Genomic DNA, 22,731 nt, shown 5'->3' with positions numbered 1-22,731 from the left:
AAATGCCTGTGCCGATACCGCGACGCAAACGGAAAATCGCATTCATTTCAAAATCATTGCGCTTTTCAGTGCGGCATTTTCAGCCTTCACACGGACATGGAGGATTAGCGCGTTGAGAAGCGAAAAGACGATCGCGTAAAGCGGCAGGCCGAAGGCGAGGGGAAGGGCGGCGATCTCGCCGACGACGATCGCATAGTTCGGATGGTGGAGGAAACGATAGGGCCCGGATCTGACGAGCGGCGCGCCGGGCAGGACGATGATGCGCGTCGTCCAGCGGCCTTTCAGCGTCGCCAGCACCCAGAGCCGCAGCGCCTGCAGCCCCATGAACACCAGAAACCAGAAGAGCGCGACAGGCCTGCCCGGTGCAGTGAGCCAAAGGCCGATGATCCAGCCGGCATGCAGCGCCACCATGACGGGATAATGTTCGGGTGCGACCTCTCTGGCGCCTTTGGCAAGAAGCGCCGCCGTATTGCGCCGGGCGAGCACAAGTTCCCCCAGCCGCTGCAGCGTGACGAAGGCAAGGAGGGCGATCGACGGCCACATCACGCGACCCTCGTGAGCGTCACGCAGCTGGCTGAAAAGCCCGGCCCCATGGCGATCATCGCGGCGCGCTCCGGCAACCCGGCGCGGATCACCCGCTCCAGCACGAAGAGGATGGTCGGCGAGGACATGTTGCCGTATTCGGCAAGCACGGCGCGTTCGTGATCGAGCGTGCCCGGGACCATCGAAAGCGCGCTCTCCATCGCGGCCAGCACCTTCGTGCCGCCGGGATGGCAGATGAAGCGGTCGATATCCTCCACCCTCAGCCCGTTTCGCGCCAGAATGGCCTTTACCGCCGGGCCGAGCTCCTTTTCGGCAAAGGGCGGCAGCGATTGCGCCAGCACGATGCCGAAGCCGCCGTCATCGATCTTCCAGCCCATGATATCGAGGGTGTCGGGAAAAAGATGTTCGCCGGTCGATTCCACTTCCGCCAGCCCGTCTTCGCCTGATCGCAGCACGCAGGCGGCTGCGCCGTCGCCGAAAAGCGCCGTCGCGATGATGTTCGGCCGCGTCAACTCGTCTAGCCGGAAGGCCAGCGTGCAAAGCTCGATCGAGACGAAAAGCACAACAGTGCCCGGCCGGTTTCGCGCCAGCCGCGAGGCGATCGCAAAGCCCGACACGCCGGCGGCACAGCCGAGCCCGAAGACCGGCACGCGCTCGATATCGGGTCTGAAACCCATCCGGCCAGCTAGCTGCGCATCGAGGCTCGGCGTTGTAAAGCCGGTGGAGGAGACCGTCACGACACAATCGACATCGCCGGCCTCAAGCCCTGCCTGACGAAGGGCCGAGCTGGCAGCCTCGACGAAAAGCCCGCCTGCAACTTCCGCAAAGGCCTGCATCCGGTCCTGCCAGCCATGCGGCTCGTCGAACCAGGCAAGCGGGCGCGCCGCATGGCGCTTTTCGATGCCGGCGCTGTCGAAGACGCGGGCAAGATGGCGGAAATCCTCGAAGCGGTCGGCAAACAGCCGGGCTGAGGCTTCGACCGCCTGTTTTTGGAAAATGACATGTTCGGGTGTGGCAACGGCGAGGCTGACGAGTTTGACGGTGTCGGTCACAGAATTCTCCTTGTCCCTCCGGCGGAACGAAGGAAAACACGCGGACGCCCAAATTATTCAGCTCTGAAGCTTCACGAAAGGGTGAAGAAAGAAATGCAAGCGGCAGCCGAATAAAGCTGGATGCAGCGGTGTTCTTTCGTCGCAACGTCACTTTCGAGGAGTTCCCCATGACGATCATGACAGCCCGCATCGCTTCCATCATTCTCGGCGGCTGCCTAGCCGCTTCTGTTGTCTCCGGCCCGGTTTTTGCGGTCGGTGATGACAGTAGCACGACCCCGGTCTGCAAGAAGGGCGAGATCTACGACCAGAAGACCAAGAAATGCGTCAAGCAGCAGAGCGCCAACGTCTCCGACGAGAACCGCGCCGACTATGCCTATTCGCTGGCCAAGGCCGGCCGCTACGAGGAGGCGCTTGCCGTGCTCGACACGGTCAAGGATCAGAACACCGCCGAAGTGCTGAACTATCGCGGCTATGCCACCCGCAAGCTCGGCCGCACCGACGAGGGCATCTCCTATTATCTGCAGTCGGTGAAGATGGACCCGCAATACACCAAGGTCCGCGAATATCTCGGCGAAGCCTATGTCATCAAGGGTCAGCTCGATCTCGCCAAGGACCAGCTGAAGTCAATCAAAGCGATCTGCGGTACGGCTTGCGAGGAATATCAGGATCTGAACGCTGCAATCCTCGATCCCTCGAAGATCTGATCAGCAGGCCACAGCAGGAAAATGGAAGCACGAAAGGGACGTCAGAATGTCGGTCGCGCGCACCCATTTTCCTGCCTATAGTCGCGCCAGAATGGAATCGCCGGTTCATCCGGCGGTTTCGAGGGATGCAGGTTTGGCGGAGGCGGCCATCGCGAGCGAAGCGGATATCAGGAGCGGCCTGACGGAAAATCTGGCAAGGCTCTGGCGTTATGGTCTCGTTCTCTCGCATCAGCGCGATGTCGCCGACGACCTGGTGCAGGCGACCTGCCTTCGCGCGCTGGAGCGCGCCGATCAGTTCATCCCCGGCACCCGGCTCGACCGCTGGCTGTTTTCGATCCTGCATTCGATCTGGCTGAACGAGATCCGCTCCCGCCGGGTGCGCCAGGGCCAGGGTTTTGTCGATGCCGGGGAGACGCTGACCTTCGACGGCGCGCACGACACCGAAACCCATGTGATGGCGGGTCAGGTGCTGAAACAGGTGAATGCGCTGCCCGAGGCGCAGAGGACGGTGGTTTTCCTCGCCTATGTGGAAGGACTTTCCTATCGCGAGGTTGCAGGCATATTGGATATCCCGATCGGAACCGTGATGAGCCGGCTGGCGGCTGCCCGCGCCAAGCTCTCCGACGCCGGACCGGAAGGGGGACGGCAATGACGACGAAGCACACCATTCCCTCCGACGAGGACCTGACCGCCTTCATCGATGGCGAATTGACGGCCGAAGAGGCAGCCCGCATCGAGGCACTGGTCAATGAAGACGAAAGCGTCGCCGAACGGTTGGAATTCCTGGCGCGCGCCAACCTGCCGTTCGAGCAGGCCTTTGCCTCGCTCCTATCGGAAGCGCCGCGCGAGAAGCTGCAGGCGATGCTTGCCGCCATCCCGGCGCACCAAAGCGCAAAATCCGGCCCCGCGCCCATATTCGCCAACCGACGCCGCTTCCTCGGCGCGCTCGCCGCCTCGCTGGTCGCCGGCATCGCCATCGACCGCGCCGTCATCGGCATCGGAGCACGCTTTTCGGCAAAGGACGAAAACAGCGAATGGCGCGCCGTGGTCGCCGACTATGTCTCGCTCTATACCCCGGAAAGTCTGGCCGGCCCCGTGCCAGCCAGGGAGGACCAGGCTGCCCAGCTCGCCGGACTTGACGAGAAGCTCGGCCTGTCACTCTCCCCCGAAGCCGTCTCGCTCCCGGGCATCGATTTCAAACGCGCCCTGCTGCTGCAATATGATGGTAAGGCGCTCGCCCAGATCGCCTATCTCGACCCCGAGACCGGCCCGATGGCGCTCTGCATCGTCAAGTCTGACAGGGGGCCGAAGGCGCCGGACCTCGAAAGCCGCAAAGGTATGAACGTGATCTACTGGTCGAACGCGACGCATGCCTTCATGCTGATCGGTCACGCTGTGGCGGACAGGATGACGGTGATTGCGGAGGGGGTGAGGGGGAGGGTAGCTGTCTGAGGACCCCACAAACCAAGTAGTACTTTGTGCAGCGTTCTCCAACACGGTTGCGCACCTGTTTCGAGTATGCAAGCTTAACTCTATCTTATGCAGGGGACAAAGATGCGCACAGATGCCGGCCTGATGAATATGTATGACGACTATTATTCTGATGGGGTAGTAGCCGAGAAGCGGGCCATCGCTGCTCGTCAGTCAGTGGCTCATATACGGACCGTTGCTGGAAACCAAAAATTTGATTCGGTCATCGATATCGGCGCGGGAGAAGGAGCGGTGTTGGCCGAACTCCATGCTTCCGGCTTTGCGAAAGATTTTTCAGCAGTCGAGATTTCTCCCTCCGGGGTAAGTGCTATAAAGGCCCGTTCGATCCCCGCTGTCCGTTCTGTCGATCAATTCGACGGATACAAAGTTCCTCATCCTGACCAGGCTTTCGATTTAGCCCTCGCCGTTCATGTTCTTGAACATGTCGAACACGAGCGAATGTTTCTCCACGAGGCCAAACGTGTCAGCCGGAAACTTTATATAGAAGTGCCGCTCGAACTGACCAGCAACCTCGACAGGTCAATCCGCATGTCTGGTCCCTATGGGCATATTAACTTCTACACGCCCGGCTCTTTCGAGAACTTATTGAAAACATCGGGTTTAAACATCGAGAAGATGATGATCTTCGCTCATGATATAGAGTATGAGCAATATCTTTCCGGACGGGCAAAGGGTTGGCTCAAATACCAGATCCGCCAGAACCTGCTTCGCTTTGCCCCGAAGGTGGCCGTTAGAAATATGGTGTATATGGCTGGTGCACTCTGCTCGTCTCGCCCAGGCTCTGCAATCGGTATCAACTGACAGGCGGGCACTCGCAATGCGCAAGCAAATGTTCTGATGCTGCAGATCAATCAGACCTATAACGTTTCGACAGCGCCGCGTCTTGTGGAACTGGACGGGCTGAGGGGCGTTGCAGTCGGCATGGTGCTGATATGGCATTTCATCGGCGCACCATTGACGTCACGGGATAATTTTCTATTCAAGGCAATACATGATGTGACCATCCTAGGACGCACCGGCGTTGACCTGTTTTTTGTCCTGTCCGGTTTTCTTATCATTGGTATCATTCTCGATCGGCAACAACCTGCATTTCGTTTTTTGAGGCATTTCTATCTACGGCGTGTACTCCGCATTGTGCCATCTTATCTAGCGTTGGTCTTTTTATTCTGGAGCGCGGTATATGCAGGCGCTAGTAACGCCGTGTTCAACGCTGATACTCCGCTTTGGCGCCATTTGACGTTCACCCAGAACATCTGGATGGCGACTCATGAGCAATGGGGTCCAGGCGGCATATCTGTAACTTGGTCCGTCGCAATCGAAGAGCAGTTTTACCTCGTTTTCCCTTTTGTCATCCTGTTTCTTCCAAAGCGAATGTTGCTGCCAATGCTAGCGCTCGTGGCCGGCGCGTCGATCATTTACCGGTCCGTCGGTTATTTCGGGTACGGCAGTGTCTTTACGATGTATGTGCACACCTTTAGCCGCCTTGATGGGCTTGCAGAGGGCGGGATTGTCGCCATTCTGTGGCGTGATGATCGCTTTAGAGACTGGCTCCGACGGAATTTCGCTGGGTGGACCAAAGCGGTTGGGATCCTTGCCTTCGGATTCATACCCCTAGTCGTCGGAATGGCAAACAACGTCGCATCGACTACAGCAGCATGGGGACATACTTATCTCGCACTTCTGTATAGCGCACTGCTCATTTACATTCTTGGCTCTCTGGGAAGCGAGAACCTTAAATATCTAAGGAATGAAAAACTACAGAAGTTGGGTCGGATCTCGTATACGCTCTATCTTGTTCATCCACTGATGTTGTCGGCAATTTATATCGGAGCCCGCCAGCCGGAAGCGCTGCATAGCTTCGGCGCCGTTCCTCTGTCTGCTTTGGCGCTTGTGTTGTCCCTAGGGTGGTCTTACGTCAGCTTTCGTTTCTTTGAAAAGCCGCTGACGGACTGGGGCAGGAAATGGACCTATTGAAGACCTAACCTCAGCCCTCGGCCATAGATGAACCATTGGCTAGAGACGGGATGGCAGCAAAGGGCAGGAACCGCGGATTGCAACGGGGAGCGGTATCAGCTTCACGCAAAAGGGCGGTTTGCAAAAGACATTCCCGGAAAGCTCGGGTTCGCCGGTTTCCTCTGAGAGATCAAGATTGACTTTTACAACAGGAACACCCAATGAGACATCCACCTGCCGAGAGTCCGATATGGCGATGGTACGGTCATCGATAACAAAGTCTGGTGCTTTCCTGATGCCACGGGCGCGCGAGCAAATTATGGGTCTTCCAAATACGTTAATGCCTCGGCATAGCCGTATGGCTGGCTCGGCCATCGTACGGCAGCTGATCGCAGACCGACATCTGCCTTGTCGGATTGTTACTGGCGGACTCAAACAGCTTAATTTGATCGAGCCGTTGAATGTTCGGCAGCTCTTAGAGAGAGAGCGCCCTTACAGGGCTTATCTCGCGAAAGTCTGCGGCGTAGATGCAGGCATTATGCAGTCAGTCGGTTTAATCTACCAAAGCCTGGTTGAATTGAATGTTGCCTTACGCGCCGCGGTTCGAAAACTTCTCCTGATCGGATCCAGTTTATATAGCCGAAGGGGAAACTTGGTACTGCGTGATCTAGGGTACGCGCAGCGACATGCTCTGCCCAGACAGCATGTCTCGATGTCAACGCAAGTCGAATGAGAGCGCTTACGATCGTATGGGGAAAGAGATCTTGATAAAATTCGCTATCGTCGGATGCGGGCGCATTGCCAAAAGGCATTCCGAACTCTTGGGTCTGTCACAGATAAAAGGCGCGACGCTCGTTGCAGTTTGTGATGTCGTGGAAGAAAAAGCAAAGGAATTTGGAGAGCGGTTCGACGTTCCTTACTATCAGTCAATCGACGAAATGCTCCAGAACGCGGAGGTGGATGTCGTATCGATATTGACGCCAAGCGGTATGCATGCAGAACACGTCATTACGGCGGCGAAATATAAACGACATATCGTCGTCGAAAAGCCAATGGCCCTGACTCTGACCGATGCTGAAGCGATGATCAAGGCTTGTGACGAGAATAATATTCGATTGTTCGTCGTCAAGCAAAACCGTTTCAACGTCCCGGTCGTGAAGGCGCGCGAAGCACTTGATGCGGGCCGCTTCGGTAAGCTCGTGCTCGGCACGGTTAGGGTACGATGGTGCCGCGATCAGAGTTACTATGATCAGGATAGCTGGCGCGGTACCTGGCAATATGACGGCGGTGTCCTTGCCAATCAGGCAAGTCATCATATCGACATGTTAACTTGGTTCATGGGTGATGTCGAAAGTGTTCACGCGCGCGCGGCGACAGCGTTGGTGGATATCGAGGCGGAGGACACTGCCGTCGCCACACTGAAGTTCCGCAACGGTGCTCTTGGCATTATAGAAGCTACCGCAGCAACCCGACCCAAGGACATTGAAGGATCGATTTCGATACTTGGAGCTGGAGGCTCTGTTGAGATCGCGGGCTTTGCGGTGAACAAGATCCGCACCTGGCAGTTCGGCGACCATGACTTAGGCGATGAGCAAGTTATGGAGAAATACTCTGTTAATCCTCCGAACGTTTATGGTTTTGGTCATCAGGCTTATTACGAACACGTCGTCGATTGCCTAGTGAATGATACAAAAGCCCTTGTGGATGGTCATGAGGGCCGCCAGAGTCTTGAATTGATCTCGGCGCTCTACGAATCAATCGCTTCGAATAAAGAAGTGAAACTTCCTTTGGAATTGAAACACTCAAAACTGGGACGGTCTTCCCAATGAGCGACAGCTTTCCCACGCTTTGGAAGGCGCAGGTCAGGGACGTCGTTTGTGGCGCTCGCGTAAAAATAGTTGAGCCAGCCAATGTTTATGAATGCGAACTTGCCGATGATTGCTTTGTTGGCCCATTCGTGGAAATCCAGAAGGGCGTGAAGATAGGGCCGCGCACAAAAATACAGTCACATAGTTTCATATGCGAACTTGTCGAGATTGGGGAGGATTGCTTCATTGGGCATGGGGTAGTTTTTGTGAACGACCTTTTTTCGGGAGGTGGGCCTGCACGGGGAAATCGCGCGCTCTGGAAGGAAACTCGAATCGGCAATCGGGTTTCGATTGGCTCAAACGCTACGGTCCTTCCAGTTCAGATATGCGACGACGTTGTCATCGGCGCAGGCGCCGTTGTAACCCGGGATATCACCATTTCCGGCATCTATGCCGGCAATCCCGCCCGGCCTATATCTCGTACGGCAAGCAACGAAGCTTAGTTTGTTCGGAAATGTCGTCGTTGGTAGACAACCCGGCGCCTTTGGTTTTGTGAGCTGACGGCGCTGCCACACGCGGAAATCATGAAAATTTACCGAGAGCAGGTTTAATGAAAGTTCCCTTCGCTGATCTTCATCTCCAATATCTCTCGCTAAAGGAGGAGATCGATGCTGCAATAGCTTCGGTTATTCGATCCTCCGCGTTTATCAGGGGGCCATTCGTTCAGACGTTCGAGGACGAATTTTCCGCCGCTGTTGGCGCCCCTTATTGCATCTCATGTGCGAATGGGACGGACTCACTTTTCATAGCGATGCGTGCGTTAGGCGTCAGGCCTGGGGATGAAGTTATTACGACCGCTCATTCGTGGATTTCAACCACAGAGACCATCTCGCAAGCCGGTGGCAATGTTGTCTTCTGCGATACTGATGCTTTGACACACACCATCGATCCTGTCCAAATCGAAGCGAAGATCACGGCTCGAACGGTTGGCATCATCCCGGTTCATCTCTATGGCCAACCGGCCGATATGACTGCGATCATGGCGATAGCACGGAAGCACGGTCTCTGGGTCATAGAGGATTGTGCTCAATCCCATCTGGCCGAAATTGATGGGCAAATCGTCGGGAGCTTTGGGGATGTCGCTTCTTATTCTTTCTATCCGGGAAAGAACCTTGGCGCGATGGGCGACGCGGGCGCCATTACCTGCAAGGACAAATCACTGGCCGATCGGATGGCAATGTTTGCGCGGCATGGCGGGCTTTCGAAGGGCGACCACCAAATCGAAGGAATAAATAGTCGCCTCGACGGACTACAAGCCGCGATTCTCTCAGTAAAGCTGCCGCGTTTGCGCGAGTGGACTGCAAAACGGCAGGAACTGGCGAGACGTTATATGAGCGCCCTCAAGGATATTGATTGGGTAGAACTGCCCGAAACCGCAGCAGGACGAAGTCATGTCTATCACCTTTTTGTGATCAAGCACGAGCGTCGCGATGTCCTGGCTGCACACCTAAATCATGCCGGCATCCAAACCGTGGTCAACTATCCAATATCGCTGCCGTTCCTGCCGGCTTACGAACGCCTTGGCCATCGGCCGGAAGATTTCCCCAACGCGTTTGGAAATCAATCCAAGATTGTTTCAATTCCGATTTTCCCTGAAATGACAGAAGCTCAACTCCTGTACGTCGCAGATACGATCAGGGGATTCGCCGAGTGAGTGATGAACGCCCGGAGAGCCATGGAAGACGCAGCAATCTTCTTGGAAACTCAGGCTGGAATTTTGCGGGTTTCCTTTTTACGCTGGTTGCTAACCTTGCCACGGTGCCGTTCGTCGTGCGCTGGATTGGACTGCAGGCGCTGGGAAGCGCAGGCATAGTGATCGCTATCGCAGCTCCCGTGACGCTGATCGGCACCGTGCTCGGGCAGGCCGTTGTCAGGGAAATTTCCGCGCGGATTGGACGTGGCGAGGAGCATGCCGCCGCCCGTATTGCTATCGTCGGAATGAAAATCTGCCTAATCGCTTCGGCGGTGGCGTGGCTAGGGATCGTGCTTGCCGGGCCATGGATCATGACCGGCATCGCCGGTGCGTCTCTTCCATCACAGAATCTCACCGTCTCCTTCCTCATTGTCGCAACCGGCACAATGGCGCAGCAGTTCTCGTTTGTCCTGCAAGGTATTTGCGTGGGAAAGCAAAGTTTTCGATTGGTGGCCAAAGCATCAGCGTGGAGTTCATTCGCAACCATCATCATGACCTTGGGATGCACGTGGTCGTTTCCAGTGCTGAATGGCTATTTGCTCGGATTTTCTGGAAGTCTTGTATTGTCGACTGCAGGATGGATATGGGTTACATCCTCGGAATTCCGTGAGAGCGGCCGATTGATCTCATCGTCTCCCGACGAACTGAAATCATTGCTTCATTTTGGAAAATGGCAAAGCCTCTCTCAGCTTGCGGGAATCTTTGGCAACCAGATGGACCGCTACGTTCTGGCTTCGCTCGCGCCGTCTGCCGTTGTCGGCCAATATAACGTGTGCAATCGCGTCCAGGAGGCCGCTTACATCGCGGTCATACGTATCTGTGAAGTCCTGTTTCCTCGATTTGGCAACATGTCGAACAGCCGCGAAGAGGAGCGGCATGATTTCTTTATGCTCGCCTCATGGGGCAATTCGGCTTTCGGAGCCATCGTACTCTCGCCAATCGCGGTTCTCTCCAGGCCGCTGTTGACGGTTTGGGTCGGCGAAGAAACCGCTGCAGGCGGCACGCATCTGCTCCAGATACTCATTCTCGGCGGCATCGTCGGGTGCGGTTCGAATGTATTCCAGTATTACGCCATGGGAATGGGCAGAAACGCACCGGCTGCATATACTTCGCTTGCATATTCGGTGATGACGGTTGTTTTTTCTTTCGTTTCCATTTGGTGTTTCGGTCCATACGCTGCTGGAGCAGGCTTGCTTGCTGCCAGCCTTGTAAGAGTACCTCTCGCGCTTTTGGTGACTCGCAACTGCTTCTTTCGCACTTTCAGCGCGGAGCAAATGTTCGCCTGTACAGTTGCTCCTATCTTGGTTGGCATCTGCATAGTTGTCGGATCTTTAGGCCTGAATTTCACCTGGATCAATGGCTGGCTGTCCCTCGCTTTCGCGTATGTCTGTTCTGTCTGCGTTGTCTCCGCCGCGATCGCAGCCGTGGCGATGACGACGAAAACCGGGAGCATTATCTTGTCCCGTATCTATGGGTCCGTTAGAACGGCTTTGGCCGAGAGACGCCTGATTGGATGGAATAACCATCTTGTGAAACGCAAGAGAGGGTTTTGAGTGATCACTGTGGTAGACTACGGCGTCGGGAATATCGGCGCAATTACCAATATGGCGGAGTATCTGGGGATCAATGCTCGGCCAAGCGGTGATCCCAAGGAGATCGAAAGTGCCGCGAAGCTCATTCTTCCAGGGGTCGGTGCGTTTGACAAAGCAATGGCCACGTTGAGAAACAGAAAATTAGTCGATCCACTGAATCACGCGGTGCGCGAACGGAGGGTTCCTGTTCTCGGCATATGTCTCGGTATGCAGCTGTTGGCGCGATCCAGCGAGGAAGGCTCGGAAACTGGCCTTGGCTGGATAAATGCGGATGTGAAGCGCATCAGGCTGCCGGCAACATCGTCCCTTAAGGTTCCTCATATCGGCTGGCTTGAGATAAGGCCGCGCCGAGAAAGCGCTCTGTTCGACAGGTCCAACCGGCGGGAGCGCTTTTATTTCGACCACAGCTATTTTGTCGATTGCGATGATCCGAATGACGTTACCGCCGTCATCGACTACGGCGAGGAGCTATGTTGCGCAGTGAGTTCGAACAATGTCAGCGGCGTGCAATTTCATCCTGAAAAAAGCCACCGCTTCGGGATGCGGGTTCTTGAAGCATTCGGAAAGCTTTGATGAGAAAAAGGCTTATACCCGTCCTGCTGGTCGATCAGAAGCGTCGGCTGGTGAAAACGATAGAGTTTGGTGAGCGCACCTACGTCGGCGATCCCTTCAATGTTGTTCGCCTGTTCAACGAAAAGGAAGTCGACGAGATCTGCATTCTCGATATCGACGCCACACGTACGGGGCGAGGTCCTGACCTCGGCTTCGTTCGCGAACTCGCAACCGAATGTTTCATGCCTTTGGCATATGGCGGCGGCATCACCGAGCTTAAGCAGTGCGAGGAACTTAACCGCTCCGGCGTCGAGAAGTTTGTGCTCGGTCAAGGCGCGCGCAATTCGCAACTGGTGGGAGCGATCGCTGCCGATATGGGCAGCCAGGCTCTGGTCGCCTGTGTCGACGTTGACGGTCGCGGCGCGGCTGCGAGCTGCTACGCTTCAAGCGATGCGAGGCAAGAGCCGATAGAATTCTGCCTGAGGCTGCAGGACGCCGGCGTTGGCGAAATAATTCTTCAGTCGAAAACTCTCGACGGCACGCGCAACGGATATGATCTTGAGTTGATCCAGTCGATTACCCGGAAGCTGAGCATTCCGGTCGTTGCCTTGGGTGGCGCTGGAAACGTCGCCCACCTGATGGAAGGCCTTCATGCCGGCGCTTCCGCCGCGGCCTCGGGGAGCGCCTTCACCTTTATCGGTCGACTAAGGGCAGTCCTTATAAGCTACCCTGCACCAGAAATTTTGGAGGAGGCGGAGCAAGGTGCTCATGGATAACGCGTCGCGAGTTTGCTCATTTTGCGTCATGGACAATTCCAACCCGTCGATCGTGTTTGACGCAAACGGCCAATGTAACTGCTGTCGAGATGCGCTGAATCGCAAGCCGCACGAGTGGTGGACCGGCCCCGAAGGCGACATACGAATGCGGCGATTGATTGCCACATTGAAGGAAGAAGGCGCAGGTAAGCCATACGACGCAATGGTCGGGCTTAGCGGTGGAATTGACAGCGCGTTTCTTGCGCATCTAGCCGCCCGAAAGCATGGTCTTCGTCTTCTGGCGGTCCATGTCGACGGCGGTTGGAATTCCGAGCCCGCCGTCCACAATATTGAAATTCTTGTCCGAAAACTCGATCTCGACCTTCACACGTATGTAATCGAGTGGCAGGAGATGCGCGATCTGCAGATTGCGTTTATGAAGGCTTCTGTCCTCAATCAGGACATCCCGCAAGATCATGCATTCTTTTCCACCCTCTATAGGACAGCAGCTAAATTCGGCATTCGTCACTTCCTCAGCGGCGTAAACTTCGCGTCAGAATCGGTGATACCCCGCGGCTTTGGCTATCCGTCGATTGACGGAACGCATGCGAGCGCGATTCAAAAACGCTTCGGCTCCTTGAAGCTCACGACCTATCCCTTCATGAGCCCTCTTGAGTATATTTGGCTTACCCGCGTCCGAGGGCAACTCACCATTCACCGTCCGCTCAACTACATCGACTACAATAAAGAAGAGGCGCGCACTGAGCTTCAGCGCGAATATGGGTGGCGTGACTACGGCGGCAAACACAGTGAATCTAGATTCACAAAATTCTACCAGGATATCTATCTTCCGAAAAAATTTAACTTTGACAAAAGACGGCTTCATCTTTCAAGTTTGATTGTTGCCGGACAAATGACACGGGAGGAGGCGCTGCGCGAAATTTCAACGCCCATCATCTCCGTTCAGGATGCCCGCAGGGAAACAAAGTTCGTGGCCAAAAAACTGGGATTGAAGCCGGAAGAGCTCCAATCGTATATCGAGGCACCGCCAGTACCGCATAGTAATTTTCCGAACGGCATGTTGCTTCATAAAGCGCTTTTGCGCCTGCGTAAGGTGACTCGAATTTTGCTGCCGTCACGCAGCGCAACCGTAGAGGCAGCTGATGTCGACTAGCCTCGTCTTCGCAATGGCTGTCACACTGTCGGTGGGCTTCTACATCTGGAAGGTGGGTATCAATCTGACGCTTTCGTCAGTATTTTTAGGCCTCATGCTCATGCTTCATGGCCCTATGTATCTATATTACACTCGAGTATGGGGTCCTCAGACCAAGTTCTTCGAGACAATCATGTCTGCTGCCCCCTATAATGATGCTATAGGCGCGCTGGATCTCTCACTTGCCATTTCAATTGTCTGCATTACTCTCGGTATAGGGTTGGCGGATTTCGCGTTTGGCATTAGTCATCAGCAGATCCAGGCTGCCCTGCATTCCTGGCGTACTCGGCCTGTCCGCATATCTAAAGGCGTCGGTCAACGCGTCGAGGTTATTTCAATAATCGGACTCCTTATCATTTTGGCGGTTGTTGTGTTAGAAAACAACATACCCAAAATAATCGTCTACTTTATTTCGGATGCAAGTGAGGTCGCGAAAATTGCGATGCGACGAGAGTCGGGTGGAAGCCGCTTTTATCTTTTCAATCTCATGGTCTCCAATGTGCTTCCGTTCTGTGCCTTTTGCTGCTTTATAGTAATAAGACAGCGGTCAATGAATCTGAGAGCGATCGCTTGGGCTTTTATAATCGCCGTTGTGGTGGCCAAGGCCTCAACTCTGAGCAAGGCACCACTGGCGATATTTATACTGCAGTTGCTAGTCGTTGAACATCTTAGAAAATCTTTAGATTTGCCGTTAGGGATGGCGATCAGGTTTATTCTGTTTGGCGTACTTCTGTTCGGAGCGATGGTACTTATTGCCATTCGTGAATTACACGGTGTCGGCGACGCACTCGAATTTCTCTTTTACCGGATATTCATGATCCCGAATGAGAGCTTGCTCGAGTACTATACTGCAATTCCGAGCGTTATCCCGTACAGCTGGGGCAGTAAGTCCAGTTGGCTGATCAGCTTTCTAGCGGGAGAACCCAATGAGCCAACTTATCTACTGGTCGGCGCCATCCATAGGGGCGTGGAAGGTTCCACATCGACAGCATTGTTCATCGCGGATGCTTGGGCCGACTTCTCTTGGATTGGCGTTCTTCTGTTTTCACTCTTTGCCGGCTTCTTTATTCGTTTGCTAGATATCGAACTTTTCGTAAAGCGAGGAAAGACCGTCGCAACAATCGCGGGGCTGGCTCTCGGCCACTATGGAATATTCGTGATGCTTTCAACCGCTCTTCAAACTGCGATGATGACAGGTGGTTTAATTTTGATTGTTCCACTAGTAGTGGCGCTGTCTAGTTCGCTGAAGTGGGTGCCAGATAACAACAATGGCGGGCGAGAACAGCTTGTCACGACCGGATAGATATAGAAGTCCTAGATGCGCGTTTTTCAGAATTCCGGGATATATCCGGCTTACCTGCAGCGGCTCAACGTGCTCGCAGGCGGTGCAAGAAGTTTTTCAGATCGATTGGCGCTTTTTCTGGACGATCGCTATGGCGCTTGTCACATATTAAAACCGGCGATGGATAGGTCGCCAGAGTTCTTCTTTACGAATGGCGATGACGAGATACTCCAAAGATACTGGGCGATAGAAAACGGCTTGCCCGCTTCCTCCGACATGGAGAAAATTTTGTTGAGCCAGATCGAACATCATCGCACCGAGATATTCTATAATTTGGATCCAATGCGATACGGAAACGATTTTGTCCGTAAACTTCCCGGCAGCGTGCGGAAGTCAATCATGTGGCGAGCGGCACCTTCGGGCAACGCCGACTTTGGCGCTTACGATTTGATAGTCTGCAACTTTCCTCTCATACTGGAAGGTTATAGGAAGCTTGGCTGGCGCGCTGAATATTTTACGCCGGCCCATGATCCTGCAATGGATAGCTACGCCGAAAACCGAAATCGACCAATCGATGTGCTTTTCGTCGGAGGATATAGTCGTCACCACCGTCGCCGTGCAGAGATCCTGGAAGCGGTATCTGCCATTAGAAGAGATTTCGACGTTTATTACCATCTTGACCGGTCACGACTGACTAGGCTTGCGGAAAGCCCAATTGGGTGGCTTTTGCCTCTAGGGAAGCACAGACGTCCAACGAATATTCGTGCAGTATCCCGTGCCCCACTCTTCGGGCGCGAGCTTTATGAAGCGATTTCGAAGTCGAAAATCGTTCTAAACGGCGCTGTCGATATGGCGGGCACGGATAGGGGAAATATGCGATGCTGGGAATCGTTGGGATGTGGTGCATTAATGGTGTCGGACGCCGGCGTTTATCCCGAGGGGATGGTCGATAATGTCAGCGTCGTTACCTATGAAGATGCTGAGTCCGCACAGCTGAAAATTGTAAAACTGCTTCGGGAACCGGAGCGTCTTCAGACGTTGGCTAAGGAAGGAACTCGAATTGTACGGACGGCATACAGCAAGCATGCTCAATGGCTTAATTTCCAACAGCTGGCTGGTAACGCATGAAGTTTAGCCCGGCCACAATCGCAAACAAGGCGGCGGGATGGTTAATTCGCAGGCGCAGTAAATTTGTCGTTGGGAGCAGTAGCACTGTCCGGTGGCTAGCACTGCGATCCATTCGTCGAGGCACCGTGGAGATTGGCGAGAGATGTATCATCAATTGCAACATTAGCTTTGACCACCCCGGTGGCCGCATCACCATTGGCGATCGCTGCTACATAGGCGCTAGTCATTTGGTTTGCCATTCCGCGATTGCGATTGGAAACGACGTCATCATCTCATGGGGAGTGACAATTGTGGATCACGATTCACATTCTCTCGACTGGGAGCTACGCAAGAACGATGTGACAGATTGGAGCTTGGGGAACAAGGATTGGACGGGGGTATCCATCAGGCCGGTGGTTATTCGAAACCAGGTGTGGATTGGTTTCGGCGCGAGTATTCTGAAGGGGGTGACAGTCGGTGACGGTGCGGTTATTGGAGCCAATGCAGTTGTCACGCGCGATGTCCCGCCTTACGCAGTCGTCGCCGGTAACCCTGCTCGCATAATTCGGATTCTCACCCCGACACCAAGAGAGGCAGAAGCTCAACCATGACAGCAACAAAGTTGGATACATGGGAAGAAGCCGTCCAGTGGCTTCGGCAACAGCCTGATCAGCAGAAACTGGTATTTGATGCGTATTACGACGATCCAATTCTGGAGGCCGCGGAGCGTTATTGGCGGAGCGATGAGTGGTCTGCCATTCGTGAATTTCTCCCGCAGGCACCAGGAACCGCTGTAGATATTGGCGCCGGCCGCGGGATTGCCAGCTATGCTTTGGCTAAGGAAGGTTTCGAAGTAACGGCACTCGAACCCGACGCGAGCGACCTCGTGGGTGCTGGTGCAATTAGAGAACTCTCCAATGAAGCTCATCTTTCAATTTCGATCGCCGAAGAGTTTTCCGAGAAGCTCCCGTTCCCTGACCATGCCTTCGATGTGGTCTTTGCCAGAGCCGTTCTGCACCACACCTCGGATCTGTCGGCCGCATGTCGTGAATTCTATCGAGTGCTCAAACCGGGTGGGCGCTTCATCGCAGTACGCGAACATGTCATATCGAGCGAACGCGATTTGCCGACCTTTCTCGATCGCCATCCCCTACACAAGCTCTATGGAGGGGAAAACGCCTTTCTCCTGAATGATTACCGGAACTCGATTGTTTCTGCCGGTTTTAAGATGGACAGGCTACTTACACCTTTTGAGAGCGAGATCAACTTCGCGCCCTACACTCCCGAGGAGTTGAAGGCGGAAATTGGAGCGCGGATTGCCATGCGATTGCCGCTTATTGCAAAAGCAACTCAGGTGCTTTTGGATATTCGCGCTGTATGGGCAATCTTCTCGCGCGCCGCAGCGAACTTTGATCATCGGCCTGGTCGGCTATATTCCTTTGTCGCTACGCGGCCCCTATAAAGAAAAAGAATGGCTCGTATACTAATAACAGGCGCTCACGGATTTATCGGAAGACATCTGGCAAAGTCGCTCGCACTTGCCGGAAACGTGGTGATTGGCCTCGGGCATGGGAATTGGCCACCGCTTCATGCTCAGCGTTGGGGGCTGGTTTATTGGCTAAATGGCGAGATCGACATCCCCAACCTTCGCTCAATTCAAAAGCAGTTCGGAACGGTCGACATCGTATACCATCTCGCGGGCGGCTCTTCAGTGGGAGCAGCAATCGCAAATCCCCGCGAAGATTTCCACCGTACGGTCAGCTCCACTGTTGAACTGCTAGAATGGCTGCGCCAGGAGGCCTCGAAAAGTATACTGGTGGCAGTTTCTAGTGCTGCTGTTTACGGGGCAGGCCATATAGGCCAGATAGCGGAGACGGCGAGACCGAACCCCTTCTCCCCCTACGGTCATCACAAGCATATAATGGAATCTTTGTGCATCTCCTATTCCGAGAGCTATGAGTTGAAAGTGGTGATTGGTCGCTTGTTTTCAGTCTATGGGGAGGGATTACGCAAGCAGCTGCTTTGGGATGTTTGCTCGCAGCTCGAGGTCCATCCTGACCATATCCTTCTCGGTGGTAGTGGCAACGAGCTTCGAGACTGGACGGCGGTGACCGACGTCGTGCGCGCGCTGTCGTTTATCCACACGGAAGCCAACCTCCCGCCAAAGGTCATCAATATCGGCACTGGCCGCGGCACCAATGTTCGTACGATCGTTGAAGGCGTTGGCCAAGCATGGGCGGCCGATACCAACTTGAGTCCTGAAATTGAATTCTCAGGCAAAGCAAGAGCTGGCGATCCCCAGAGTCTGATCGCACAATCGGATCAGCTCGCAGCTCTAGGATTTGAGTGGCAAAAGGATTTGATGGAAGGCCTAGCCGATTACGTCCGCTGGTTTCGCTCCGAATCTGGGGCGAGATCATGATCCGCATTGCCTTCACGATGATCGGTGGGAAAAGCTGGACAGGCGGTTATAACTATCTGTTGAATCTCGTTACGCTGCTGTCCAATGACCAGAGTAGGGCTGTTGCGCCCGTGATGTTCTTCGGCACCGACGTCAATGAGGATGATGTAACCCCTTTTGTCGCACTTAACAGCGTCCAGGTGGTTCGTAGTCCGCTCTTTAACAGATCTAGGTGTCTTAAATCTCTGGTTACCAGCATTGTCACAAGCGCCGACTGGGGTGTGCGTAACTTATTTAGAGTTCATCAGATTGACGTAACATTTGAAGTGGCACAATTTTTTGGCTTCAATCTCGGCGTCCCCGCTATTGCCTGGATTCCGGATTTTCAGCACCGATTCCTTCCCCATCTCTTCAGCCGGGTAGGTTACTGGAAACGCGATATAGGGTTTAGAATTCAGATTCTAGGAAAACGCGAAATAATGCTGAGCAGCGAAGATTCGCGGATTGCTTGTGAACATTTTTATCCGTCCTCCCGAGGGCGCACACATGTCGCTAGATTCGCAGTGCAGCCCAAGGGAGTGATTGCTCCTTCGGCTGCCCGTGCTCTCGCTGACAAATATGAACTGCCTGAGCGATACATCTTCCTTCCTAATCAGTTCTGGCAACATAAGAACCATCTGCTTGTCGTAGAAGCATTGAAGATTCTGCATCGCCGCGGTCAAGAGGTTACGATAGTAGCATCTGGTAGCCAGTGTGATCCGCGCGATCCCTCTTATTTTCCGCGGGTGAGGGCTGCCATCGACAGTTCCGGTCTTTCCTCGAACTTCATACTTCTCGGCCTTATTCCGTATCGCGATCTCGCCCCGCTCGCAGTCGCCAGTATGGCCTTGCTGAATCCATCTCTCTTCGAAGGATGGAGCACGACAGTCGAAGAAGCTCTATCTTGGGGCGTGCCACTGATTTTGTCTGATTTGGACGTCAACCGTGAACAGGCGGGTGAAGCGGCGGTCTATTTCGATCGCTATGACGCGCACGCGTTGGCCGACGCACTCGCTTCGGCAACCCCGTCTTCGCCGGATATCGTGTTCGAACGGGCAGCGAAGGCACAGGCCGTCGCTAACGAACGGGTAAACCGTTTTATCGCCGATTTCCATTCACTCGTTCAGCGAGCCGCCAATCGCCGGTAACAGACTGTAGAGGAAGGCCGGCGGACTGACCTCCTATCCACCAGCGACGAAAGCAATAATGCGCGACCCAAAAATTTCAATCATCACCGTTGTATTTAATAGTGAAGCCACGATCGTTGACACGATAGAGTCTGTTCGCGCCCAAAACTATCCAAACATGGAATATATAGTTGTTGACGGGCTCTCAAAGGATCGCACGCTTGACCGGATCCACGAACACGGCGATGTTATCACGCGGCTGGTTTCCGAAAAGGACTTTGGTATCTATGATGCCATGAACAAAGGAATACGTCTTGCGACCGGTGAAGTTATAGGCTTCATCAATGGGGACGACTTCTACATGCCAGGTGTTCTGGCAAAGGTTGCAGAGGCGTTTTTGGATCCGGCCTTGGACGCGTGCTACGGCGATCTTTGCTATGTTCGGCAAAATGATATCTCTACGGTAGTGCGCCACTGGCGCTCTTCGCCTTTTGTGCCGGGAGCTTTCGAAGAGGGCTGGTGCCCGCCTCATCCAACCTTCTTTGTTCGGCGCGAGGTCTACGAGCGCTATGGTCTATTTGACCTCGATTACAGGATTGCTGCTGATGTCGAATTAATGATGCGGTTTCTAGAGCGCCACCATATCAACTCAAATTATTTGCCCGGAGTAATGGTAAAGATGCGCTTGGGCGGCACCACAAATCGCAGTTGGGAAAACATCTTGCAGCAGAACAAAGAAGTCCTACGTGCGCTCAAAATTCATAGCTTGAGAGCCAACCCAGTACGCTTCTTCTCGAAGAAGCTTGTATCGCGTGGAATACAGGTATTCCGCGCGGTTTGGTTCAAAGTGCGGTGATGCGTTAGCTCTTCGGCCGTCTGCGGCGATTTCGTTGGATGACATACGCGTCTTTTAGGAGATTTACCAGAACGCCGGTAACAAAACCGATAAAGAGACCCGCACTCAGAATAGTTATCTTTGTGGGAGAGGCTGGATTTGGCGGAGCATAAATTGGAGAAAGCAGCGTAGCAGACTTGCCTAATTCGAGTTTAGCCGTGAGATCGGCAATATCCTTACGCAAGGCGATCGCGTCGTCCCGAGTGGCGAGGTATATTGCTTGCTGCCATTCGGAACCCTGCGCCTGCTTGAGAAGATTAGAATTTTCGGCGAGCTGGCTCTGAAGGGAGCTGATTTTAGATTTCAGACGTTCCAAACCGTCGGATGCGACTGACGTCTGCTGTTCTTGAACCCCCCGCACGATCGCCGCTACACATTGCTGCGCCAATTCGGGGGTTGGCGCGGTAAATGAAATTTCAACGACGTCACTCGGAACTGACGGTGCCTTCACGCGCACATTGTGCGCTATCTGTTCGGATGTTGCCACGCCGCCACCGGAGCATGTGGAGACGGTCTGCTGATCGAAAGCGGATGGAGACTGGAGACGAAAAGTAACATGCTCGCGAGGCTCTACAAGAGCGACAGCATTGGGGTCTAACTGCGTGGGGTTAGACGCGGTTGCAAGCACCAGTTGGGCTGAAGCTTGATAAAAGGGTTGGCTACGCCACAGGAAAATGCCTGCTATCAGAACTCCAACGGAACAGCACACAACAATGCTGGCAACGCCTCTTCTCAAAAGCGAAACAATCGAAAAAAGATTAATTTCCTCGTCAAATAACCTTTGTTCCATCATCTCAGCTTTCCACCATAGCGCCAAACTAGCAAAGAAATCTAACAAAAGCAGCAGGCTGATGACGCTTCAATCCTATCGCACCTTCGATGTCAATCATCAAAAGGACCGCATACACGCTTATCGCGATAACGTGGGTGACGGTCGTTGCGGTGCTTTGGCTTAGGTTCGTGGCGCTTTCGTCGGGGCCTTGGAAAAGGGGTCCCCGCTGGTATCTAGCGGTTGTGCTCGCTATTTGGTCGTAGGCAGCCACTTCATAAATGGAGCTCATAAGTTTTCACCAGAGCGGATCCTCGTTAGAGTCGTCGCGGTCTCGTGGACCGCGGCAGCCATTTTTGTCACTCACAGCGTGGCTGAACCCGAACCCGCCGCCGCTCATGTCTCAGGCTGCCGTATTGGTTTCGGCGCCGGTGAAAGCCAGATCCGAGACCTCACCCGTTGACGAATAGCCCGAAACAAGTTCCGCCAATGTCGCACGTGCAGCGATCATATCGTTCCGGTCCAATGCCCCGTTGAGCGTGTTGAGCCTTCGCGACAGCTCGGGCCAGGACAGGAAATCCTCGCGCGCCTTCATAATCCGGGGATGTTCGGTTGTTTCAGGATTATCCCCGATCAGCAGTTCTTCATAGAGCTTCTCGCCGGGCCTGAGACCGGTAACGGAAAGCTCGATATCGCCCTCGGAATTGTTCTCGTCGCGGACCGTCAACCCGGAAAGCTCTACCATTTTGCGGGCGAGATCTGCGATGCGAACCGGCTCTCCCATGTCGAGCAAGAAAACATCGCCGCCGTCGGCCATCGCGCCGGCCTGTATGACGAGCTGCGAGGCTTCCGAAATAGTCATGAAATAGCGGGTTATATCAGGATGTGTCAGTGTCACCGGGCCGCCCTCCTTGATCTGCTGCCGGAAAAGCGGCACGACGGATCCGGAGGAGCCGAGGACGTTTCCGAAACGGACCATGGAGAAATTCGTTCGCATTCTGTCGACAGCCGATTCCGCCGCAAGCGCCTGCAAAACCATCTCCGCCAGCCTCTTGCTGGCGCCCATCACATTTGTCGGACGCACGGCTTTGTCTGTGCTGATCAGCACGAAATTCGAGACGCCGCATTTATTCGCCGCGCGTGCCGCGACCAGCGTACCCATGACGTTGTTCTTGATGCCTTCCACGGCATTATGTTCGACAAGCGGCACATGCTTGTAAGCGGCGGCATGATAGAGCGTCTGAGGTCGCCAGCTCTGCATGATATGTTCCATGCGATCCTGATCCCGGACGGAACAGAGGATTGGGACGATCTGCATATTTTCATGTCTGTACAGTTCCGCCAGCTTCCGCAATTCGGCGTCAATATTATAAAGCGCAAACTCGTTCTGATCGAGGAGGATCAGGCTGGAAGGCCCCGTGCGCAAAATCTGGCGGCATAGCTCGCCGCCGATCGAGCCACCAGCACCCGTGACCATCACCACCTTGTTGCGCATCGCCTTGTCGAGCAATTCCTGCCGGGGCGCCACCGCTTCTCTCCCCAGCAGATCTTCGATCTCCAGCTCACGAATGTCGGAGACGGCGATGCGTCCCTGAGCCAGGGCAGTGAGATCCGGCAACGTGCGAACATTGACCCTGGCTTTACGGATGTGCTCCAGGATTTCGTTGCGACGCTGCCGCGATGCGGAGGGAAGAG

At 54.4% G+C, this 22,731-nt stretch carries 22 protein-coding genes and 1 pseudogene; 19 read left to right on the top strand and 4 right to left on the bottom strand.

The window, feature by feature from the left end; genetic code table 11:
* Positions 1 to 42 precede the first annotated feature (42 nt).
* Together GFM02_RS34025 and GFM02_RS34020 are read right to left on the bottom strand one after the other, a co-directional pair.
* Positions 43 to 546, bottom strand: coding sequence for an isoprenylcysteine carboxyl methyltransferase family protein (locus GFM02_RS34025; protein ID WP_168324152.1), 504 nt, complete (start codon positions 544 to 546; stop codon positions 43 to 45).
* Positions 543 to 1,595, bottom strand: a complete 1,053-nt coding sequence (locus GFM02_RS34020) for a 3-oxoacyl-[acyl-carrier-protein] synthase III C-terminal domain-containing protein (protein WP_168324151.1) — start codon at positions 1,593 to 1,595, stop codon at positions 543 to 545. The genes GFM02_RS34025 and GFM02_RS34020 overlap by 4 nt, the downstream gene beginning before the upstream one ends.
* A gap of 167 nt (positions 1,596 to 1,762) precedes the next feature.
* Between GFM02_RS34020 and GFM02_RS34015 the strand changes: the two genes are divergently transcribed.
* The 19 genes from GFM02_RS34015 to GFM02_RS33925 all read left to right on the top strand — a co-directional run bounded on the left by GFM02_RS34015 (position 1,763) and on the right by GFM02_RS33925 (position 20,228).
* On the top strand, positions 1,763 to 2,299 hold the full coding sequence (locus tag GFM02_RS34015; protein WP_168324150.1) for a tetratricopeptide repeat protein: 537 nt from the start codon (positions 1,763 to 1,765) through the stop codon (positions 2,297 to 2,299).
* A gap of 46 nt (positions 2,300 to 2,345) precedes the next feature.
* Positions 2,346 to 2,951, top strand: coding sequence for an RNA polymerase sigma factor (locus GFM02_RS34010; protein WP_062942521.1), 606 nt, complete (start codon positions 2,346 to 2,348; stop codon positions 2,949 to 2,951).
* Positions 2,948 to 3,751, top strand: a complete 804-nt coding sequence (locus tag GFM02_RS34005) for an anti-sigma factor family protein (protein WP_168324149.1) — start codon at positions 2,948 to 2,950, stop codon at positions 3,749 to 3,751. The genes GFM02_RS34010 and GFM02_RS34005 overlap by 4 nt, the downstream gene beginning before the upstream one ends.
* Before the next feature lie 102 nt (positions 3,752 to 3,853).
* Positions 3,854 to 4,591 (top strand): class I SAM-dependent methyltransferase, encoded by a 738-nt coding sequence (locus tag GFM02_RS34000; RefSeq protein ID WP_163877417.1) that lies wholly within the window; start codon positions 3,854 to 3,856, stop codon positions 4,589 to 4,591.
* Positions 4,592 to 4,627: 36 nt separating this feature from the next.
* Positions 4,628 to 5,764, top strand: coding sequence for an acyltransferase family protein (locus GFM02_RS33995; RefSeq protein WP_168324148.1), 1,137 nt, complete (start codon positions 4,628 to 4,630; stop codon positions 5,762 to 5,764).
* A gap of 743 nt (positions 5,765 to 6,507) precedes the next feature.
* Complete coding sequence (locus GFM02_RS33990; protein ID WP_163877411.1) at positions 6,508 to 7,572, top strand: Gfo/Idh/MocA family protein; 1,065 nt, start codon at positions 6,508 to 6,510, stop codon at positions 7,570 to 7,572.
* Positions 7,569 to 8,054, top strand: coding sequence for an acyltransferase (locus tag GFM02_RS33985; protein ID WP_163877408.1), 486 nt, complete (start codon positions 7,569 to 7,571; stop codon positions 8,052 to 8,054). Before GFM02_RS33990 ends, GFM02_RS33985 begins: the two co-directional genes overlap by 4 nt.
* Before the next feature lie 107 nt (positions 8,055 to 8,161).
* Positions 8,162 to 9,265: a DegT/DnrJ/EryC1/StrS family aminotransferase gene (locus GFM02_RS33980; RefSeq protein ID WP_163877406.1), complete on the top strand. Its 1,104-nt coding sequence runs from the start codon at positions 8,162 to 8,164 to the stop codon at positions 9,263 to 9,265.
* Complete coding sequence (locus tag GFM02_RS33975) at positions 9,262 to 10,857, top strand: oligosaccharide flippase family protein (protein ID WP_163877402.1); 1,596 nt, start codon at positions 9,262 to 9,264, stop codon at positions 10,855 to 10,857. The genes GFM02_RS33980 and GFM02_RS33975 overlap by 4 nt, the downstream gene beginning before the upstream one ends.
* Positions 10,858 to 11,469 (top strand): imidazole glycerol phosphate synthase subunit HisH, encoded by a 612-nt coding sequence (gene hisH / locus GFM02_RS33970; protein WP_168324147.1) that lies wholly within the window; start codon positions 10,858 to 10,860, stop codon positions 11,467 to 11,469. It abuts the gene before it with no gap.
* Positions 11,469 to 12,224: a HisA/HisF-related TIM barrel protein gene (locus tag GFM02_RS33965; protein WP_245368649.1), complete on the top strand. Its 756-nt coding sequence runs from the start codon at positions 11,469 to 11,471 to the stop codon at positions 12,222 to 12,224. The genes hisH and GFM02_RS33965 overlap by 1 nt, the downstream gene beginning before the upstream one ends.
* Positions 12,217 to 13,377, top strand: a complete 1,161-nt coding sequence (locus tag GFM02_RS33960) for an N-acetyl sugar amidotransferase (RefSeq protein WP_168324145.1) — start codon at positions 12,217 to 12,219, stop codon at positions 13,375 to 13,377. The genes GFM02_RS33965 and GFM02_RS33960 overlap by 8 nt, the downstream gene beginning before the upstream one ends.
* Positions 13,367 to 14,719 (top strand): oligosaccharide repeat unit polymerase, encoded by a 1,353-nt coding sequence (locus tag GFM02_RS33955; RefSeq protein ID WP_168324144.1) that lies wholly within the window; start codon positions 13,367 to 13,369, stop codon positions 14,717 to 14,719. Before GFM02_RS33960 ends, GFM02_RS33955 begins: the two co-directional genes overlap by 11 nt.
* 15 nt (positions 14,720 to 14,734) lie before the next feature.
* Positions 14,735 to 15,826 carry a glycosyltransferase gene (locus GFM02_RS33950; RefSeq protein WP_168324143.1) on the top strand — a complete coding sequence of 364 codons (1,092 nt, stop codon included), beginning with the start codon at positions 14,735 to 14,737 and terminating at the stop codon, positions 15,824 to 15,826.
* On the top strand, positions 15,823 to 16,416 hold the full coding sequence (locus tag GFM02_RS33945; protein WP_163877387.1) for an acyltransferase: 594 nt from the start codon (positions 15,823 to 15,825) through the stop codon (positions 16,414 to 16,416). Before GFM02_RS33950 ends, GFM02_RS33945 begins: the two co-directional genes overlap by 4 nt.
* Positions 16,413 to 17,267 (top strand): class I SAM-dependent methyltransferase, encoded by an 855-nt coding sequence (locus GFM02_RS33940; RefSeq protein WP_163877384.1) that lies wholly within the window; start codon positions 16,413 to 16,415, stop codon positions 17,265 to 17,267. The genes GFM02_RS33945 and GFM02_RS33940 overlap by 4 nt, the downstream gene beginning before the upstream one ends.
* A 9-nt stretch (positions 17,268 to 17,276) precedes the next feature.
* Positions 17,277 to 18,227, top strand: a complete 951-nt coding sequence (locus GFM02_RS33935; protein ID WP_163877381.1) for an NAD-dependent epimerase/dehydratase family protein — start codon at positions 17,277 to 17,279, stop codon at positions 18,225 to 18,227.
* Positions 18,224 to 19,393 carry a glycosyltransferase gene (locus GFM02_RS33930; RefSeq protein WP_168324142.1) on the top strand — a complete coding sequence of 390 codons (1,170 nt, stop codon included), beginning with the start codon at positions 18,224 to 18,226 and terminating at the stop codon, positions 19,391 to 19,393. Before GFM02_RS33935 ends, GFM02_RS33930 begins: the two co-directional genes overlap by 4 nt.
* 58 nt (positions 19,394 to 19,451) lie before the next feature.
* The gene (locus GFM02_RS33925) at positions 19,452 to 20,228 is read left to right on the top strand and encodes a glycosyltransferase family 2 protein (protein ID WP_168324141.1); all 777 of its coding nucleotides are present in this window, start codon (positions 19,452 to 19,454) and stop codon (positions 20,226 to 20,228) included.
* A gap of 4 nt (positions 20,229 to 20,232) precedes the next feature.
* Here the strand turns inward: GFM02_RS33925 and GFM02_RS33920 are convergent, their stop codons facing one another.
* Entirely contained in the window at positions 20,233 to 21,060 is an 828-nt protein-coding gene (locus tag GFM02_RS33920) for a Wzz/FepE/Etk N-terminal domain-containing protein (RefSeq protein ID WP_163877372.1), read from the bottom strand.
* A 372-nt stretch (positions 21,061 to 21,432) separates the two neighbouring features.
* A pseudogene (locus tag GFM02_RS33915) lies at positions 21,433 to 22,731 on the bottom strand (polysaccharide biosynthesis protein); the annotation flags it as partial.

The sequence above is a fragment of the Rhizobium leguminosarum bv. viciae genome, from assembly GCF_012276115.1.
Lineage (GTDB): Bacteria > Pseudomonadota > Alphaproteobacteria > Rhizobiales > Rhizobiaceae > Rhizobium > Rhizobium leguminosarum_T.
This window is presented reverse-complemented; position numbering and strand designations above follow the sequence as displayed.